The sequence below is a fragment of the Bacillus sp. YC2 genome, from assembly GCF_019891195.1.
GTDB lineage: Bacteria > Bacillota > Bacilli > Bacillales > Bacillaceae > Bacillus.
Map to the genome: position 1 here is coordinate 311,919 of NZ_JAHXDO010000001.1, position 17,891 is coordinate 329,809.

17 protein-coding genes are annotated in these 17,891 nt (G+C 50.0%); 2 read left to right on the plus strand and 15 right to left on the minus strand.

The window, feature by feature from the left end:
- Window positions 1-104: 104 nt before the first annotated feature.
- Both KY305_RS01570 and lutR read right to left on the minus strand, forming a co-directional pair.
- The gene (locus KY305_RS01570; protein ID WP_223061606.1) at window positions 105-1,301 is read right to left on the minus strand and encodes an aminotransferase-like domain-containing protein; all 1,197 of its coding nucleotides are present in this window, start codon (window positions 1,299-1,301) and stop codon (window positions 105-107) included.
- A gap of 32 nt (window positions 1,302-1,333) precedes the next feature.
- The gene (gene lutR, locus KY305_RS01575; RefSeq protein ID WP_262417519.1) at window positions 1,334-2,053 is read right to left on the minus strand and encodes an L-lactate utilization/bacilysin biosynthesis transcriptional regulator LutR; all 720 of its coding nucleotides are present in this window, start codon (window positions 2,051-2,053) and stop codon (window positions 1,334-1,336) included.
- Window positions 2,054-2,257: 204 nt separating this feature from the next.
- Between lutR and lutP the strand changes: the two genes are divergently transcribed.
- Window positions 2,258-3,937, plus strand: coding sequence for an L-lactate permease LutP (lutP, locus tag KY305_RS01580; protein WP_223061057.1), 1,680 nt, complete (start codon window positions 2,258-2,260; stop codon window positions 3,935-3,937).
- A gap of 35 nt (window positions 3,938-3,972) precedes the next feature.
- Here the strand turns inward: lutP and rpoN are convergent, their stop codons facing one another.
- Window positions 3,973-5,280: an RNA polymerase factor sigma-54 gene (gene rpoN, locus KY305_RS01585; RefSeq protein WP_262417573.1), complete on the minus strand. Its 1,308-nt coding sequence runs from the start codon at window positions 5,278-5,280 to the stop codon at window positions 3,973-3,975.
- Window positions 5,281-5,357: 77 nt separating this feature from the next.
- Between rpoN and yvfG the strand changes: the two genes are divergently transcribed.
- On the plus strand, window positions 5,358-5,576 hold the full coding sequence (gene yvfG / locus KY305_RS01590; RefSeq protein ID WP_223061059.1) for a protein YvfG: 219 nt from the start codon (window positions 5,358-5,360) through the stop codon (window positions 5,574-5,576).
- Window positions 5,577-5,586: 10 nt separating this feature from the next.
- On the opposite strand, the gene KY305_RS01595 is transcribed toward yvfG, so the two are convergent.
- Genes KY305_RS01595 through KY305_RS01650 form a run of 12 tightly spaced genes read right to left on the minus strand, consistent with a single transcriptional unit; the run spans window position 5,587 to window position 17,877 of the window.
- The gene (locus tag KY305_RS01595) at window positions 5,587-6,558 is read right to left on the minus strand and encodes a polysaccharide pyruvyl transferase family protein (protein ID WP_223061060.1); all 972 of its coding nucleotides are present in this window, start codon (window positions 6,556-6,558) and stop codon (window positions 5,587-5,589) included.
- Window positions 6,537-7,709: a DegT/DnrJ/EryC1/StrS family aminotransferase gene (locus KY305_RS01600; protein ID WP_223061061.1), complete on the minus strand. Its 1,173-nt coding sequence runs from the start codon at window positions 7,707-7,709 to the stop codon at window positions 6,537-6,539. Before KY305_RS01600 ends, KY305_RS01595 begins: the two co-directional genes overlap by 22 nt.
- A gap of 13 nt (window positions 7,710-7,722) precedes the next feature.
- On the minus strand, window positions 7,723-8,361 hold the full coding sequence (locus KY305_RS01605) for an acetyltransferase (protein WP_223061062.1): 639 nt from the start codon (window positions 8,359-8,361) through the stop codon (window positions 7,723-7,725).
- Window positions 8,358-8,966 carry a sugar transferase gene (locus KY305_RS01610; RefSeq protein WP_223061063.1) on the minus strand — a complete coding sequence of 203 codons (609 nt, stop codon included), beginning with the start codon at window positions 8,964-8,966 and terminating at the stop codon, window positions 8,358-8,360. The genes KY305_RS01605 and KY305_RS01610 overlap by 4 nt, the downstream gene beginning before the upstream one ends.
- Window positions 8,963-10,480, minus strand: a complete 1,518-nt coding sequence (locus KY305_RS01615; RefSeq protein ID WP_223061064.1) for an MATE family efflux transporter — start codon at window positions 10,478-10,480, stop codon at window positions 8,963-8,965. The genes KY305_RS01610 and KY305_RS01615 overlap by 4 nt, the downstream gene beginning before the upstream one ends.
- On the minus strand, window positions 10,477-11,511 hold the full coding sequence (locus KY305_RS01620) for a glycosyltransferase (RefSeq protein ID WP_223061065.1): 1,035 nt from the start codon (window positions 11,509-11,511) through the stop codon (window positions 10,477-10,479). Before KY305_RS01620 ends, KY305_RS01615 begins: the two co-directional genes overlap by 4 nt.
- A complete protein-coding gene (locus KY305_RS01625) occupies window positions 11,508-12,590 on the minus strand; it encodes a polysaccharide pyruvyl transferase family protein (RefSeq protein ID WP_223061066.1) in 1,083 nt (360 codons plus the stop codon). The genes KY305_RS01620 and KY305_RS01625 overlap by 4 nt, the downstream gene beginning before the upstream one ends.
- Before the next feature lie 4 nt (window positions 12,591-12,594).
- On the minus strand, window positions 12,595-13,632 hold the full coding sequence (locus KY305_RS01630; protein WP_223061067.1) for a glycosyltransferase family 2 protein: 1,038 nt from the start codon (window positions 13,630-13,632) through the stop codon (window positions 12,595-12,597).
- 18 nt (window positions 13,633-13,650) lie between these two features.
- Window positions 13,651-14,754, minus strand: coding sequence for a biofilm exopolysaccharide biosynthesis protein EpsG (epsG, locus tag KY305_RS01635; RefSeq protein ID WP_223061068.1), 1,104 nt, complete (start codon window positions 14,752-14,754; stop codon window positions 13,651-13,653).
- 3 nt (window positions 14,755-14,757) lie between these two features.
- Window positions 14,758-15,906: a glycosyltransferase family 1 protein gene (locus KY305_RS01640; protein ID WP_223061069.1), complete on the minus strand. Its 1,149-nt coding sequence runs from the start codon at window positions 15,904-15,906 to the stop codon at window positions 14,758-14,760.
- The gene (gene epsE / locus KY305_RS01645; protein ID WP_223061070.1) at window positions 15,899-16,741 is read right to left on the minus strand and encodes a glycosyltransferase EpsE; all 843 of its coding nucleotides are present in this window, start codon (window positions 16,739-16,741) and stop codon (window positions 15,899-15,901) included. The genes KY305_RS01640 and epsE overlap by 8 nt, the downstream gene beginning before the upstream one ends.
- A complete protein-coding gene (locus KY305_RS01650; RefSeq protein WP_223061071.1) occupies window positions 16,738-17,877 on the minus strand; it encodes a glycosyltransferase family 4 protein in 1,140 nt (379 codons plus the stop codon). The genes epsE and KY305_RS01650 overlap by 4 nt, the downstream gene beginning before the upstream one ends.
- Between the last annotated feature and the right edge of the window lie 14 nt (window positions 17,878-17,891).

Genomic DNA, 17,891 nt, shown 5'->3' on the forward strand with positions numbered 1-17,891 from the left:
GAATATCGTACACTATTCTGAAGATAAATTGGAAGGGTTTTCTGGAAAATTCCTTTTTGCGGATGTTCTTTCTATAAAAAAGAGAAGCTCTGACGGCTCCTCTTTCAGCTTCCTACATTCTGTTTTAAAATACTTCCCAGCTTTTGAACGCCCTTGACGATGCTGTTTTTATCAGCATAACTGAAGGATAAGCGGAGATATTCGGCTCCGTCTTTCGGGTCTAAGAAAAAGTATTTGCCGGGTACAAACGAAACGCCTTGAGAAAGGGCTTGAGTCAGCAATGCTGAAGTATCCGCCCCCGGAACTTTTATCCAGACAAAGTAACCGCCCTTCGGAACATGCCAGGATACGGATTCCGGGACATATTGCGTTAATGCTGATATTAAGGCGGCACATTTGGTTCGGTACGTGTCACGTATGACGACAAGCCTTTCATTGAAATCTGTTTGTTCTAAATATACAGCGGTCACAGCCTGGGAAAAGGGGTGGTCTAAGTCTTTTTTAAACCATGACAGCGCGGTAATGAATTCACTTGCCCCCGTTATCCATCCGATCCGCATTCCCGGTGCCGCGATCTTTGATAATGAACCGACGTGCAGCACCCTGTGATCTTGATCCATGGCTTTCAGCGGCGGGGGAATTTCGGTAAATCCGAGCTCTCCGTATGCATCATCCTCCAAAATGAGAAAATCATACGTTTCGGCAAGCTGCAATACGCGGGCTCTCCGCTTCGCTGACATGGCGGTTCCCGCGGGGTTTTGAAAGGCCGGAATGGTATAGAGAAGGCGCGGAAGGACGAGCCCTTTGCGCTTTCTTTCCTCCAGCATGTTTTCCAATTGATCTGTCTGAAGGCCGTCCTCATCTGACGGAATGCTCAAGATATGCGGCGTATAGTTCTTAAAAATCTCCAGCGCCTCCATATATGATGGAGACTCTATGGCAACGGCCGTTTTATCGTCAATGAGTATCCGGGCAATCAGATCAATTGCCTGGCAAGCACCTGATGAAATCAACAGTTCGTCATATGAAGAATGAATACCGCGGGCAGACAGCCTATCTTGAATTTGCTTTTTTAATGCGGTTATTCTCGGGCTCCCAAGGTAGTGAAGCGGTAAATCACGTTCCTCTTCAAGAAGATCGGAAGCGGCTTTTTTCAGCTGCTCATAGGGTACGAGAGCTGGATCGGGATAGCCGGAATGCAGACGGATGCACTCATCCGGAACGGCCGGCATCCATTCACCCGGAGGATCATTGTTAAGAGCTTTCCTGATGTTTTCAGAAAAAAAGGATTCAGCCCGCATTTGATCATATCCCCTTTCACCAATCAGCTGTTTCACACATTTTCTTCAAAGTAAGTCCCAAGCACCCCTTCAACATTCGTCAAATGCGCCTTCATCGCTCCTTCAGCCTTAGCCGCGTCTTTGGAGGCGACGGCGTTGTAGATGCGTTCATGCTCTTCATACAGCCGCTGTACGCTCGTTTTTTTAGAGAACAGCCATATCTTTCTCGTTTCTCTCATCGTTTCCAAAAGCAGAGCGGAGACATGGTTCATGAGATGCTTGAGCAGCTCGTTTTGTGAAGCTTCCGCCAGCGCCATATGAAAGGAGAAGTCTGCTTTTTCTCCCAGTTCTTCGTCTCCGTCAATGTCTTTCATCTCCATGAGCGCCTGATGGATTTTGTTCAGGTCTTCCTCGGTGCGTTTTTCGGCGGCCATGGCGGCGACTCCGAGTTCGAGCAGTTTTCTGACTTCAAGCAGCTGTTTGACATCCTCTTTTTTCATTAAGAGCGCCGATGAGAGCTGCTGGGAGATATGGGACGGCTCAAATTCTTTAATGTACGTGCCTTCCCCCTGCTTCATATCGACAAGCCCCATCGCTTTCAGGGCTGACAGCGCCTCCCTGACCGCAGAGCGGCTCACTTGAAAGCTCTCAGAAAGCGACTGAACGGAGTCAAGCTTTTCGCCGGGCTTAAGCTCGCCTGCTTTAATTTTGTCCAGCAGCGCGTCTGCGATTTCCTCGTATATTTTTTTCGTTTTGATCTGTTTATATTTCAACGCGTATCACCTCGTTACTTGTGAGTCTTGATGTTTATCGTCTATTATACTTCTTTTTTCGTTCTGCCAACAGGTTCAGACAATTTATTTAAGAAAGGTATTGAACTTTCAAATTTTTCAAAATATAATGCTAGTTAACCCGGTCATCTGATGACCTTATCATAAATCGAAATCGCTTACATAATACGGGGAGGGGTTTTTGGGATGCAATGGACACAGGAGTATGCGCCTGTAGGGGGAAACTTGCTTTGGTCGGCCGCTTGTGCGCTCGTGCCGATTGTTTTCTTTTTTTGGGCGCTTGCTGTGAAACGAATGAAGGGGTACAGAGCGGGGCTTTTGACTTTAGGGGTTTCGCTTTTGATTGCTGTATTGGTTTATGGAATGCCGGCGGAGAAAGCGGTGCTGTCTGCTTCGCAGGGAGCGGTGTACGGTCTGCTTCCAATCGGCTGGATCATTGTCACATCCGTCTTTTTGTATAAAATCACCGTCAAAACGGGACAATTTGACATCATTCGCAGCTCAGTGCTGTCAATTACCGATGACCGCCGCTTGCAGGCGCTGCTCATCGCCTTCTCGTTCGGGGCTTTTTTAGAAGGCGCCGCGGGCTTCGGCGCGCCTGTAGCGATATCAGCCGCTTTGCTCGTCGGACTCGGCTTTCATCCGCTTTACGCCGCGGGTATTTGCTTGATCGCCAATACGGCGCCCGTTGCTTTTGGCGCGATCGGCATCCCGATTACCGCAGTCGAAGGCCCGACAGGTATACCGGCAATGGAGATTTCCCAAATGGTCGGCCGCCAGCTGCCGTTTTTATCCGTCTTTATTCCGCTGTATTTAATCATTCTGATGAGCGGGTTTAAGAAAGCCTTTGAAGTATGGCCTGCGATTCTTGTATCCGGCGTTTCCTTTGCGGCCGTGCAGTATGTCAGCTCGAATTTTTTAGGGCCTGAGCTGCCGGATGTGCTGTCGGCGCTTGTTTCTATGGGTGCGCTTGCGGTGTTTCTGAAATTTTGGAAGCCGAAAACAGCGTTCCGCTTTGCGGCGGAACGGGAATCAGCCGCCGCCTCTGATCACGATGCGAAAACGGTGTACGGAGGCGCCGCCATTTTTAAAGCGTGGTCGCCGTTCCTTCTTTTGACGGCCATGATCTCCATTTGGAGTATTCCGCAGGTGAAGGCCGCTCTGACAGGACACTACGACGGGAGTTCGATGTGGCTTTCCTGGCTGAATGCCGCCGGAAAAGCATTGACCTTTTCTCCTCCCGTTCCATTTGTAAACAACCAGATTCTGCATGCCGACGGCACACCGATCGAAGCGGTGTATAAGCTGGAGCTTTTCGGTTCGGCGGGTACGGCGATTTTAATTGCCGCTATTATGGCCAAGTTCGTTTTGGGCATGCCATGGAAAGCGTGGGGCGAAGCGTTTGCGGAGACATTAAAGGAATTAACGCTGCCGATTTTAACCATCAGTTCTGTCGTCGGTTTTGCCTATGTGACAAACGCTTCTGGCATGAGCACGACGTTAGGTTTGGCGCTTGCGATGACGGGTGCGATGTTCACCTTCTTTTCGCCCGTTCTCGGCTGGCTCGGCGTGTTTATTACAGGCTCTGATACCTCGGCCAACCTCTTGTTCGGCGGCTTGCAAAAGGTGACGGCGCTTTCTGTCGGCATGGACCCGGTACTTTCTGTCGCCGCCAACTCATCAGGAGGCGTCACCGGAAAAATGATTTCTCCGCAATCCATTGCGGTTGCATGCGCTGCTGTCGGCCTTGCGGGCAAGGAGGCAGATCTTTTTCGGTTCACCATTAAGCACAGCCTCTTCTTGCTGCTGCTCGTCTGTATCATTACCTTTTTGCAGCACCATGTTTTTTCATGGATGATCCCGTAATGCGGAGAACCTCCCCGTACTTGCCGCGGGGAGGTTCAGCTGTATCGTTTTCTCGCCGAGGACGGCGGAATATTCATTTGATCACGGTATTTGGCGACGGTGCGTCTTGATACCCGAATGTCATATTGGTCGAATAACATATCAGCCAGTTTTTGGTCCGAAAGCGGTTTCCTTTTATCTTCTGCGCTGATGAATGATTCCAGATGGGCTTTGACGGCATAATTGGAGGCATCCCCGTCCCCAGATGATTCTGCTTTTGCCGAGAAAAAAGTTTTCATATCGTACAGCCCGTATGGTGTTTGCACGTATTTTCCTTTAATGGCCCGGCTGATCGTTGATTCGTGAAGCTCCAGCGTTTCAGCGACCTCTCTTAACGTCAGCGGCTTCATCCCGCTTCTTCCTGTCAGAAAAAAAGATTTTTGCCGTTCGGTCAGTACGCTGATGATTCTGGTGATGGTTTGTTTTCTTTGCGTTAAAGCCCTGCGCAGCCAGCGCCATTCTTGGTATTTTGCCGACAGGTAAGCTTCCGTATCCCGGCATCCTGATGATAACAGCGGCTGATAATTGTTATGGAGCTGAATATCCGGGAAAGAACGGCTGTTCAGCTGCGCTTTAATGCTGCCGTTTTTCACCGTGATGAAAATATCAGGCTCGACATAAAAGCCAGGCTCCTCATGTGCGTAGCGAAGCCCGGGTCTCGGATCGAGCGCCGCAATCATATCAAATATGTCCTGAATGTCCGTGAGCGATATGCCTGTTTTCATTGTAAGCGCTTTCCAGTTTTTTCTTGCAAATAGCTCGAAGTAGTCACCGACAATCTGTTCCGCCTGTTCGTTCCGCTCAGGAAGACGGCGCAGCTGAAGAAGGATGCACTCTTGCAGAGAACGTGCGCCGATTCCGGCCGGTTCAAGCGACTGAAGTTTTCCGAGAACCGCCTCCGTCTCCTCTGCCGAAGCTGATACATGGTCGGCAGCAGCTTGTATCTCCTCTTCTAAATAGCCGTTTGAATCGAGTGAATGTATCAGATAATTAAAAATTTTCTCCTCATTCTTTGACAGCTTAATATCTAATGATTGCTGTTTCAGTGCATCCTGCAGGGTTTTCCGGGTGAGGCTTATCTGCTGGCTTCCGTCCTGCGCTTTCAACCTGTTTTTATTTGTTTTGTGGTAAGATAGTGGCGGCGTGTCTATTTCCTTTCGTTCAATCAGAGGGTTTTCCAGTGAGAGCTCATCAATATATTCGGCCAGTTCCGCGGAGTTATATCCGAGTAATGCGATGGCCTGTTTAAGCTCTTGAGTTAATTGAGGCTTTAGTATTTGTGTTTGCTGAAGTTTGATATCCATCATGCTCACTCCCCTTTTTTCATTGTACATGATTGGTTTCATACCGTATATACTTATTAAAAGGAGTTGCTTTATAGATGTCAGAACTTTTTTCCGTTCCTTATTTTATCGAGAACTTTACTCAGCATATTGAAATGAATCCGAATGAAGACCGAATTCATGCGATGAACAGCTATTACCGCTCAGTCGTTTCAACCCTTGTACAGGATCAGCTGACGAAAAACGCGATAGTGCTCAAGAGAATTCAGCATTTGGACGAGGCTTATAACAAAGTTAAACGGGGAGAAACAAAATAAAACCTTCCGCTCATGTCAGAGCAGGAAGGTTTTCCTTCGTTTCGGGGGTTTCCCGGATGAGCCGGGTGTTCGGCGCTTCTTTCATCCAGGTGTGATAATAGTTGGCGTTTTTCCCGTACGAATTGTCAATGACGGTATTTTTCTTTCCGAGCAGCGAGGAAAGGATGTGGCCGTGAAGCCTTGACGTTTCCACAAATTCATATCGGCTGAAAAATCGAACCGCCTTTTTCACCAGATAATCTGAATATTTTTCCCAAATCATCGCTATCGGCAGCGGGTTTCCCGCTTTTTTATTCAGGACATTCATCGTTTGGAGTAATGCGATTCCCCGGCGGTCTGCGGATGACAGTACATGCTTCCAGTCATAGCTTTGGACGGGATCCTCTTTTTGCAGATCCGGATGAGCCTCACCGTCCGTGCGGATAAAATGCAGCTTGCCGCAAGAAGGAGCGGCTTTCGGGATCATCGGAAACAGCTGATGGGCCATGTCCGGCAAAAGCCCGATATGGTTAGCTGAAAAATAGCGCTTCGCCGTTTCATAAGACACGTTATCCCTTGTGAAAAGGTGCAGATCCCTGTGTCCGGAAAAAAGCTCCGCTGTCCGCCGCAGCTTTTTTTCATCCCGAAAATAAATGGATTGCGGCAGAATGACGATCCTGTTTTCAGGAAAAGCTTTGACGATTTTTTCTCTGAAGGCCTGATAATACGGATAGAGATCCCCGAAATTCCCGCCTCCCTGACAGACAATGACAGCGTTCCGCCCAACCCGCCGGCCGAATGGAAAATTGTCCGGATTCCAGCGCTTTTTCGCGCGGATGCCGTGCGCTTTGAAAAAAGCCTCCGTCCCTTTCATAATAAATAAATCCCCAACATTTCCGTATAGGGGATAGTCGGCGTAAATGATCTCGGATTGCGGCGGTATGACGCTGAGGAGACCCGTCAATGTTTCCTTTAAACGGTTCATGACATGCTGGCTGTCCATGATGTCGCCCCCTTCGATTCAAATAACTGCACAAGTGCATCAATCACGCGGGTTTGATCCGCTTCAGACAGATTTGAGCCGGACGGCAGACAGATGCCGCGGCTGAAAAGATTTTCACAGACACGTTCATGATCGCTGTGAGGATAAAACAAAGATGATGAGAATAACGGCTGCGTATGCAGAGGCTTCCAAAGCGGCCTGGCTTCTATATGTTGTTCAGCAAGACAGGCGACGGCATCATTCGGCGTCACGCCGTTGTCCAGTGTCAGGGCGGTCAGCCAGCGGTTGGATACCGTTCCTTCAAGCTCCGGCATCATGCGGATGCCCGGAAACCTCTCTAATGCTTCCCTATATCGGTCAAACACCTTTCTCCTCGCCTGAACGCGATCCTCCAGCACTTCCAGCTGAGAAATCCCTACACCTGCGAGAATATTGCTGAGCCTGTAGTTATACCCGATCTGACTGTGCTGATAATGAACAGCCGGGTCACGCGCCTGTGAGGCGAGAAACCTCGCTTTTTCAATGGAAGCTTCATCATTTGAAACGAGCATGCCGCCCCCTGATGTCGTAATGATTTTGTTGCCGTTAAATGAATAAATGCCGAAATGGCCGAACGTTCCGCTTTGTATGCCTTTGTATGTCGATCCTAACGATTCAGCTGCATCTTCGATGAGACAAACGCCGTATGCATCGCAAAGGCCCTTCAATTCATCCATTTTCGCACTTTGCCCGTAAAGGTTGACGGCAATGACCGCTTTCGGCAGTCTGCCGCGCCGTTTCGCATCTTGCAGCGCCCGTTCCAGCGCGTCCGGCGACATATTCCATGTCTCCCATTCCGAGTCAATAAAAACGGGCTCCGCCTGCTCATATAAAATCGGATTCGCGGTGGCGACAAAGGTAAAGGAGGAGCAAAACACAGTGTCTCCTTTTGTAACGCCCGCCAGCCGCAGGGCTAGGTGGATTGCCGCCGTTCCCGAGCTGACAGCTGCCGCGCCTTTAACGCCCGCATAATCGGCCAGCCGTTTTTCGAATGAGTTGACGAGCGGACCGAGCGGCGCAATCCAATTGGAGCGGAAGGCTTCTGCGATGTACTCCTGTTCTTTTCCGCTCATATGGGGCGGAGATAAATAAATTCGGTTGTTTGTTTGCATGGAATCATCCTTTTTATGTGTGAATAGAGGAGATGACGCGGGCCGGAACACCGACGGCCGTCACACCATCGGGAATCGTACTGATAACGGCCGCCCCTGCGCCGATGACGCTCCAGCGTCCGATTTCTATTTGCGGAATGACTGACGCGCCTATTCCGATATGCGCCCCTTCCCGAACCTTCACGCCTCCCGCAAGTGCGGCACGCGGTGAAAGGTGGACGTAATCTCCGATTGAATTGTCGTGCTCCGCGATTGCGCCTGTATTGATGATGCAATGAGTGCCGATATTAGCCCCAGCCTGAATGACGGCTCCCGCCATGACGACCGTTCCGCTTCCGATGGCGGCCGCTTCGCTGACGATTGCTGCCGGGTGAATGAGGGCGGTGCAATCCCCATGCTCCAGCTCAAGCCGTTCAGCGAGCTTTTTTCTTAAGCCGTTATCTCCGACACAAATGGCAAAGGCGACATCCGGAACAAGTTTCCGCAGGAGATGTATGTCGTCCGGGCGGCCTGTATACAAGCCTTCCCGGACCGCAAAGCTGCTGAATCTGTCGTCAAAAATGCCCGCAAGCTGCATATCAGAGCGGGTATTTACAATCTCTTTCACTACTTTGCCGTGTCCGCCGTTTCCGATCAGCGCCACCATTTTCATGAGGAGATATCCCCGCTGCCCGTAAAACGCTTCGCCGTCACATGGTTGGCCTCATGGATGCCCTCTGAAATAAGAACTTTTCGCACCGTTAACAGCAGAATTTTCAGATCGAGAAAGAAAGAGCGGTTGTCGACATACCAAACATCCAGCTTAAATTTTTCTTCCCATGAGATGGCGTTTCTTCCGTTGATCTGCGCCCATCCTGTAATGCCCGGCTTCACGTCGTGGCGCCTCGCCTGCGTTTTTGTGTAAAGCGGCAAATATTCCATCAGCAAAGGACGAGGACCGACAAGGCTGAGATCTCCTTTCAAAACATTAAAGAGCTGCGGAAGCTCATCAATGCTCAGCTTTCTGATCAGCTGCCCCGTTTTGGTCAGCCGAAGATGATCCGGCAGCAGCTCGCCGTTTTCATCACGCTCATCCGTCATCGTTCTGAGCTTATATAAGGTAAACGGGCGCCCGTGAAGCCCGGGCCTCGTCTGTTTAAAAAACACCGGTGAACCGATATTGCATCTGACGGCAGCCATGGCGAAGAGGAGAATGACACTTGCGCCGCACAACAAAAGAATGGCCGCAGCCATATCAAATAAGCGTTTCGCCATCAAATCTGAACAGCTCCTTTCACTTTTCTGCATTTCTTCAAGGCAAGCCGCCTTTCTTCTTTCGTACAAACAAAGAAAAAGGCAAATACGGCATAGCCTATACATACGGCAAGCGCCGCGGCAATGAGTCCGGCCCAGCTGTCAACCGGATAAAACAGCCGAATCGCCCGGCAGACTGCCCAGGCAAACACAGCGGCCGCAATCGGGCCGAACATTCCTTTATAAAACACATGTTTTTTAAAGCCGGTAATATGCGATACGTAAAGCGGCGTAAAGACGACATTTTTAAGGACGAGGGCGATTGCCCCGGCAATGGTGATGCCGTATAAGCCAAGATGGGCCGGCCCGCTGAGGACAACAGCCAAGATGACGTTCAGCCCGCCTAAACATAACGTGACGATCGCAGGCGTTTTTTGTTTATTAAAAGCCGTCCATACGTAAAAAAGCGGCATGACTGACAGGCTGACCGCCAAATACGCGGCGTGAATATATAAGAGCGGCGCGGTCTGCACAAACGACGGGCCGAGCCAAATCGCAAGAAACGGTTCAGCAAGCCCGCCTAACAGAGCGGCAGGAAGCGCGAGGAGAAGCCCGTTCATCCGCACGGCCTGATTGGCGTATGTCATCAGACCGTCCATATCGCCTTTTGAATAGTACGATGTCAAAATCGGCGCAAACAAGGAAGCAAGCGTCCCCGCCAAGCTTCTGAGCAGGAGCGGAAACTGAATAACCGCCGCATATATTCCGGCCTCAGACGGCCCCAGCACAAGATTCGCGGTCATTAAGTCAATCTGCAAAAACAGCAGCACGCCGATCTGATTGACGGAGCTCCACGCCCCCGCCTGAAACAGCACCTTGCTCGTTTGAAACGACAAATTTTTACGTGTAAATGAAAACCACGGAATCAGCTTTTTAAAAAAGAAAAAAGACAGTATCGCGGCACAAGCAGCTCCCGCTAAGGCCGAAAGCTGAATCTGCCAAATCTTCGGCGTAAAACAAGTAAACAGAAAAAGCACACTCAGCACCCTGACGAGCATTTGCACGGCCTGAATCGAGCTTGTGATATAAAGACGGTTGGCAAAAAACGGACCTGTCGCAAATCCCGCCATAAAAAACGTCAGCATAAACAGCACGCTGCCGATCAAAATGGACAGCCGCACATCTGACAGAAGCTCTTCCGGCACATTCATCACCCGGTCAATAAAAAAAGCCGTCCCGGCGAGCGGCACAGCGAGCAATAACGATATCACGACAGACGCGGCTAAATAGTTGCTTACATACGCATTGGCCTCTTCCTTGTTCCCCCTGTGGGCGGCGACAGTAAAAAACCTCACAACGACCGAGCTGAGCGCAACGGTGATAATGGAGAAATAATTAATGATATTTTGCGTCAGATGGACAAATCCAAAAGCCTCCACGCCCAATGTTTTCACAATAAAAGGGGTCATCCAGACTGATAAAAAGACCGATAGTAAAAACGCCGTCACATTGGCGCCGAAATTGATGGCGAATTTCATGCTCCTTCCGCACTGCCTTTCTCTTTCGTCTTCCGTTCAAAGAACGCTTGCAGGAGAATAGGCAGGCGCATTTTGCATAAGCCGAGTACAACCCGCTCCCCCGTCAGGAGCTGCTTATGCCTGCACGGCGTGTTTCGGACAGCGGCTTTCACCATGTCATAAGATAAGATCCGCCGGATGTGATCTGTGATTTCATGTGACGGCTGCGGGGATGCACAGGCATTGGCCAGAAGCATCGGGATTTGATGCTTGCACAAATATGTATCGATATCTGTCCGGCAAGCTTCAGTCAGCCCGTTCACCTCGTAAAAAGCCATTTTAGCTTCGTATTGCTTTTGAAGCTGCTCATCTAAATGGGGCTTAAAAGGTATTTCTGTAAGGCTTTGCGGGTTTTCCCGATAGATATACAGACCCTCGTCAATGACTTTGACACGGGCGGCTTTGCGAAACGCAGCCAGATTAAACGGAGAATCCTCGGCAAACCGGATTTCTTCATCAAATAAAAGTCCGTTTAATGCGTCACGCCGGTAAATATAGCGCCAAACATACCAAATAAATCTTAATTCGTGGGCGCGTGTCAGCTGATCAGTCATATCGGCTTTTGTGAAGACGCGGCCTGCGGGAAGCGGCGGCCGCACATACGTCCTTTCCTTTAACGGCGTTTCCTTGTAAAATCCGCAGCCGGCAATATCGAGCCGTTCCTTTTCCGCTTCTTCATAAAGCCGTTCGAACATCGTGTCCGACACATAGTCATCACCATCCACAAAACCGATATACCGGCCGCGCGCGGCTTTGATTCCGGCATTGCGGGCCGAGCTGAGTCCTCCGTTTTCTTTATGAATGACTTGAACTCTTGCATCTTGAGCCGCCAGCTCTTCAGCTATCCGGCCGGACTGATCCGGTGACCCGTCATTGACGAAAATGATCTCGACGGATGTAAGCGTCTGTTTCATAAGAGAGGCTGCACATTCTTTGATAAAAGGCTCTGTCCTGTACATCGGGACGATAATGCTCACAAGCGGGGCGGTCATTTGGCATCACCGCTGATCTTTTCCCTCAGCCCTTCAAAATAGACGCTGCACGAAAAACCGCCTTCCCCTGCCTCATAAGCAAGCAGCCTGTTTACCTCAGCTGTCACCGTTTCAGGCTCGGGCCGCTCAATGAATGTCATGTGCGGAATGTTTTTCAGCCATTGATAGCCTTCCATCACTTTATGGTCAAAGGAACGAATGACGACACAAGGCGTTTTGGTCAGCGCGCAAAAAATCATCCCGTGCAGCCTGTCAGTCACTACGGCTTCCGCTCCCCTGAGCGTATCCCACAGCGCTTCCAGCTCCTTTTCGCGTGTACGGCGGCTGACCCTTCGGCCGACCGTCGTGGTAAATGAGTGCAGCTCTCCGTATTCCTCGGCCAAAGCGGCTTTTACCCTATTTCTCTCATCATCTGTGAGTGCGCTTTCGCGGTCTTCCCGTAAACAATGAAAAATTCCTTCACGCGGAACGTGCTGTTCGCTTTTGTCTAAATATAAAACCATGTCAGGCTGTTTGAGAACGGTTTTTCCGGGAAAATGCCGCTTCATCCATTGATACGTCGTCTCGTCTCTCGCCATTAACAAAAGTTCCGGATGCGCATTGTACACTTTTTTGGCGCGCTCCAGTTCCTTCCGCCCCTTTTTCGTGTCAGAAAAGTGAGCCGTCGCCGGAAGCTGGACGATTTTATACTGATGAAAGGTTTTAATGATAAAGCGGCGCGTCCATTCTTCATAACGGTACAAATCACCCATATTCCCGCCGCCGATGATGAACACCATGTCCTCGGGGTGACGTTTTTTGATCAGCGCCTTTGCGGACCTGTATATATCCTTCATATCCACCTCAACGATGTCAAAGTCGGGATACTCCCGTTCAAGGAACGTTTTGCTCGCGTAAGCGATGGCGTGATCGCCGAGATTATCGTGGGACGGGAGCAGGGTAAGTATGATTTTTTTTCGTGCGGCTGCGGCTGTTAGTTCCTGCTTCTCTTTTGCCGCTCCGAAGTGAAACTCGGACGGGTATTTGACCTTGAGCAGAAGCCACTCTGCGAGATTGATTTTCCATGATTGTATCGACATGTCTTCACCCTCTGATTTTCATTTTGTACTCAATTGCTCTTTGATACACCGCCGACGCCAGCGAGACGAACGGAACAAGCCTCAGCTTAGCCAAAAGCAAGAGGCATGAACGTTTGGCATCAAACGGCGACGTTCCAGTTTTTGACAGACTTAACCGGAACACCGGGTCAGCGCAAATCCGGCTGATATTGCTCCATTTCTCGGCAAGCAGGCCGCCGTTATTCCGTTTCCATTCATTAAGCAGGCAGACTGTGCCGTGCTGCACGATAAAGAAATCCAGCTCCTGCTGATACTCTTGCAAACTGCCGTTTTCGCGCAAAAAAGCCTCGTTCAGCCGATAAAGAACGAGACCTGAGTCAAACAGCTTTTTCTGATAGCTTTGCACAATAGAGGCCAGATGAATTCTATAGTGATAGAGCGGCTCCTCCACATACGATACCTTCCGTGCGAAAAAATGCGCCCGCAGGCTGAAATATTGATCCTCCACATGTTCCAGCTCATCCCGAAGCGGAAAGCGCAGGTGATGTTTTTCAATCATGGCTCTGCTGTACAGCTTATTCCACGAAAACCCGCTTACTTTCCCCTCGAATAAATCTTTCACATACGTTTGTTTCGGCCGGTCCTGATACGCCGAAGCGATCGTTGAAACGGCGGTTTTTCCCGTATCGGCAAACTCGGCCTTATATTCACAAATGACAAGCTCGGCTTCATCAGCCTTCGCCTTTTCATACATACGCAGGCAATAATCAGGCTCAATCCAGTCATCCGCGTCGATAAAAGCGATAAACTCGCCCCGCGCCGCCTCAATGCCCCTGTTGCGGACCGCGCCGAGCCCTTGATTATTTTGATGAATGATGCGGATTCTCTCATCCATTTTTTGAAAGACTTCAATTATCTCAGGGCTTTTGTCCGTTGACCCGTCATTGACGAGAATGATTTCGATATGGCCAAGCGACTGATTGAGCAGTGATTCCAAGCAGCGCTCTATATATGCTTCCGTATTATACACAGCAACTAACAAACTGACCGCGGGTGTTTCCATATGAACCTCCAGTATAAATTACCGGGAAAAAATCGTTCTGTACGGGAGCACAGATGAATCTACCGGCATAAGCAAATAACTGTAGAGAAAATAACAAACGATAATGGCGATATAAATCAGCGCATTCGATTTTTCATCAAAAATCCTGACGAAATAAGGAATCAGGATCATCTGGTACAGACCGAAATAAATATTAAACCGGGCAAAGATGACATCCTTTGTCGCCAGCAGGCCGAATAACAAACCGAGCAGACAGAAATTAACGATCACATCAATGTCCGGCCATAGCTTTCTCAGCCTTTCACGATAGCAAAATGCCAAAAACAGCGGCAGCAGCAGCACCGCGATTTTTACCACATTCATTCCGTTCGTATTGGTCATCAGCCATTTTTCATAATGGCCGTATGAGCTGTTTTCAAGCACGACGACAAACACGGAAATGAATTTCTGATACAAAAACGTCATGAGGAGAAACAAAGCCGACAGCCCGAAAATCGCCGGCGACCATGCCCTTCTTCTGACGATAAAATAAACCGGAATCATGACCAGTGCCGAGGAATGAAAGAGCGAGCACAACAGCACGAGCAAAAAATAGCGTTTCCAGCTCCCGCTGATCACATAGCGGACAGCCCAAAAGAGCGCAGCCGCCACCATATACTGTCTGATGCCGTTGAAGGAAGCATAATAATGATAAGTGCCTAAAAACAAAAACACACTCAGCTCAAACGGCCTTCCGAACTCGGCGAGCGCCTTTACAATAAAGGTGCACGTCACAACGGCAACGGTAAAATACATGATTTGCGGATCTTTCGTTATGAAATTCATGAGCCAGATGAGAGCGGTAAAACCGGGATCAACAGCGGCTTTTTTTGCGCCGATTCCAAAGATCTCCCATATGTTCCTGTAGTTTCCCGCCAGCCTGTACATCAGCGCGTACGTCTGAAAATCCGTCCCGACTCTGTAGCGTAAACCGGAGACAAAAATCAGCGATGCCAGCGGAATGAGCATGACAAGCTGATTCGGCCGATACCCGGTCGAAAGTGATTCATCACGGCCGCCGCACATTTTGGCGAACCATGACCAAATATAAACAATCCCCATATTGACTACATATACAATCATCGATTACTGTCCTTTTTCACAGTTCATATTGTAAAGCTTCATGACAACCCCCACATTTTCCTTCGCATCATATCCGAGCCGCCCGAGAGTCCGTCTGATATGCCCCTCGTCGGGCCTTGGCACGGCGGCTGCCTGCAAAATGGCGGCTGTCCACTCTTCCGGCGGCTCGTCAATGCTGAGTCTTTTGACGAGTCCAAGCCCTGCATCGGCTTCTTCCGTGATGCCTTCTGAAATCACACACGGAACACCGGATGCCTGCGCTTCGACGAGTACGACCGGCAGGCCCTCATAAAGCGACGGCATGACAAACACATCAATCGTCTTCATCAGCTCATGAACCCGTTCCTCAATGCCCGCAAAAAGCACATCATCGCTAAGCCCCAGCTTCTTTGCCATCTCTTCGGTTTGGGTGCGAAGCGGTCCGTCTCCGGCAAGAACAAGCTGAAAATCAGTTCCCCGCTCCTTCATATAAGCGGCAAGCTGCAGCAGAAACACGTGGTTTTTTTCTTCTGTGAAGCGTCCGATATGCCCGATAATCAGCCGATCGGGTGCAATGCCCCGCTTCCGTTTTTCGTGTTCAGCGCCCGCTTTACCGCCGGAAAACAAGTCTAGATCAATTCCGTTCGGCAGCAGGTGCACGGCTTTTTGATTCAGTTTTGCTTCTCCGAATAAAAAGCGGCCCGCGTCTTCCCCGCAGGCACACAGTGTCGTGGCGCAGGATGAAATCAGCCATCTGAATGCAAACAGCTGCATCCGGCCGAGCAGGGATGACCGCGCCCGCCACGATGTGCTGTGAGAATGGCAGATCCGCACCGGAACGCCCGCTAAACGCGCCGCAAGTGCGATAAATCCTGTTTGGAAATCAGTATGGGCGTGGACGGCGGCAAACGGCCCTTTTTCCTGAATGATCTGTTTCACTTTTTTCACAAACGCAATCGGATTTGTCCGTCCTATGCTCGGCACATAAAAAAGCCGTCCGCCGAGGGAGAGGATCTCCTCATCATAAGCGCACGGATCATTCCGATGGGTTAAAAAATCAAACTGCACCTGCGTCCTGTCCATCTTCCGATATAAATTCATCAGCATCGTTTCGGCGCCGCCTCTGTTCATCCCGCTGAAAATGTGCAGCACCCGCTGTGTTCCGTTATTCATGTTCGGCAAGCCCTTCTTTTTGGCGGAGGCCCCTGTTTTTGTGATAGCGGTTCATCACAGCAGGCGGCGTAATGGCGCGAATAAGCGGCTTTGCGACATATATGTAATCAGAAAGCGGAAGCTTCAGCCGTCTGCATGCCTGAAAGACAAGCACCGCGTTGTCAATCGAGTACGTAAACGATCTCCGTTTAAACGCTTCGCTGTCCTCCCTTACTTTATAGAGCGTCTCTTGGAGATTGCAGCCTCTGAAACCCGCTTCAAAAAAACGCAGCCACAGATCAATATCCTCCATCCGCCGGGTCCGCTTTACAGAACGGTAGCCGTTAAGCGCGCGGTAAGTCTCGGCCCGCATCATAATGGTGCCGTGGCAAAACGGCGTTCCTTTCGCCATAATTCTCGGTTTGGGAACTGCCGGCAAAAGCCTCGCGCCTCTTACACCGTATTCGTCAAAAACGAGCATCCCCGTTCCCACGACTTGATAGTGGGAATGCTTGTTTAAGAAGGCAGCCTGTTTTTCCAGCCGGCGCGGGGCGGAAATATCATCCCCGTCCTGCCGGGCAATATAGGCGCCAGTTGCGTATGAAAGGCAGCGGTTCAGTGAAGCGGCAAGCCGTTTGTTCGTTTTATTTTGAATCAGTGTGATCCGGTCGCTGTAATGTTCCGCATACCGTTGCGCAATCTGAAGCGTGCCGTCAGTTGATGCGTCATCACACATGATCAGTTCCCAATTCTTATAGGATTGGCTCAAAATGGATTCGATGCTTTCTGCCAGTGTCTGCTCACAATTATAAATGCCCATGATGACAGAAATTTTCGGTTGTGCTCCTGAATTCATACGCTTTTCTCCTTTTTATCCATGTAAACGGCGTAAATACGCGCCATTTCCTCTACCGTACGTGTTTCTGAAAATGTTTCAGCCGTTTTCCGCCCTTTCTGCCCGAATGCTTTTCTCAAATCAGGCGAGCGGTACAGCTGTTCAATGCGGTCTGCAAATGACTCGCTGTCTCCCAGTGAAACGAGAAACCCATTCACTCCGTCTTGGATGATCTCTCGGTGCCCCCGGTTATCTGTGGCAACGGCGGGCTTTTCAGCCGCCATTCCCTCAAGGACGTTCATGCCGAGCCCTTCTCTCACACTGGAAGCGACAGACAGATCCGCAAGCTGAATCAGCTCATGAATGTCGCGGCAGAAACCGTAAAACCGCACTTGCTCTGACACTCCGAGTGTCTCAGCCATTCTCCTGTACGAATCTTCCATTGCTCCTTCTCCCGCAAACACGAGGCGCAGCCCGGGAATGCGGTTTTTCAGCAATGCAGCCGCCTCGATGAGAAGACCTTGATTTTTGTTCACATTTAATTCAGCGGGATACACGAGGATAAACTCGCCTGCGCCGAAATTGTATTTTTCCCGCAGCTGCTCAATCTCTGTTTGGCTGACAGGCCGGAATCTGTCCGTATCAACGCCGATGCCGTGTATCTTTTTCGCGCTGCATTCCGTTTTTCTCATGTTTTTCGCCCGTTTGTAATCCTCTTCATTAATCGTAATCAGACAGTCTGTATAGGAAGAAAGCAATTTTTCGATCGGATAATAGAGCAGCCAATTTTTCAGCGGCGCCCCGCTGCAGAAATGAAAGCCGTGCGCGGTGTACAGCACCTTTGTCCCCTTCCGCCGCGCTTGTCTCGCCGCAAGGCGGGCAAGCACGCCGCCGACCGGTGTATGGCAATGGATCATGTCATACTCGTTCTCCTCAATCAGCTGTTTCAGCCGCCTGTAAACGGAAAGGTTATCGGGATGAAACGGAGAGCGCCGGATCGGGACAGAAAACTTCTCATTCACAAACGGAAGGCTCATTTCGCCGTGAGCTGCAACGTGCACCTGCCAGCCCATCTCTTGAAACCATTTAAAATACGGAAGATGAAAGGCTTTAAAGTGATAATCGACAGTGGCGCAAAATAACACTTTTTTTGTCATGATTCAGTCCTCCT

What these genes read in the sequence shown, in the direction of transcription:
- KY305_RS01570 (WP_223061606.1), bottom strand. Translation starts at nt 1,301, where the DNA reads ATGCGGGCTGAATCCTTTTTTTCTGAAAACATCAGGAAAGCTCTTAAC.
- lutP (WP_223061057.1), top strand. Translation starts at nt 2,258, where the DNA reads ATGCAATGGACACAGGAGTATGCGCCTGTAGGGGGAAACTTGCTTTGG.
- rpoN (WP_262417573.1), bottom strand. Translation starts at nt 5,280, where the DNA reads ATGGATATCAAACTTCAGCAAACACAAATACTAAAGCCTCAATTAACT.
- yvfG (WP_223061059.1), top strand. Translation starts at nt 5,358, where the DNA reads ATGTCAGAACTTTTTTCCGTTCCTTATTTTATCGAGAACTTTACTCAG.
- KY305_RS01595 (WP_223061060.1), bottom strand. Translation starts at nt 6,558, where the DNA reads ATGGACAGCCAGCATGTCATGAACCGTTTAAAGGAAACATTGACGGGT.
- KY305_RS01600 (WP_223061061.1), bottom strand. Translation starts at nt 7,709, where the DNA reads ATGCAAACAAACAACCGAATTTATTTATCTCCGCCCCATATGAGCGGA.
- KY305_RS01605 (WP_223061062.1), bottom strand. Translation starts at nt 8,361, where the DNA reads ATGAAAATGGTGGCGCTGATCGGAAACGGCGGACACGGCAAAGTAGTG.
- KY305_RS01615 (WP_223061064.1), bottom strand. Translation starts at nt 10,480, where the DNA reads ATGAAATTCGCCATCAATTTCGGCGCCAATGTGACGGCGTTTTTACTA.
- KY305_RS01620 (WP_223061065.1), bottom strand. Translation starts at nt 11,511, where the DNA reads ATGACCGCCCCGCTTGTGAGCATTATCGTCCCGATGTACAGGACAGAG.
- KY305_RS01625 (WP_223061066.1), bottom strand. Translation starts at nt 12,590, where the DNA reads ATGTCGATACAATCATGGAAAATCAATCTCGCAGAGTGGCTTCTGCTC.
- KY305_RS01630 (WP_223061067.1), bottom strand. Translation starts at nt 13,632, where the DNA reads ATGGAAACACCCGCGGTCAGTTTGTTAGTTGCTGTGTATAATACGGAA.
- epsG (WP_223061068.1), bottom strand. Translation starts at nt 14,754, where the DNA reads ATGATTGTATATGTAGTCAATATGGGGATTGTTTATATTTGGTCATGG.
- KY305_RS01640 (WP_223061069.1), bottom strand. Translation starts at nt 15,906, where the DNA reads ATGAATAACGGAACACAGCGGGTGCTGCACATTTTCAGCGGGATGAAC.
- epsE (WP_223061070.1), bottom strand. Translation starts at nt 16,741, where the DNA reads ATGAATTCAGGAGCACAACCGAAAATTTCTGTCATCATGGGCATTTAT.
- KY305_RS01650 (WP_223061071.1), bottom strand. Translation starts at nt 17,877, where the DNA reads ATGACAAAAAAAGTGTTATTTTGCGCCACTGTCGATTATCACTTTAAA.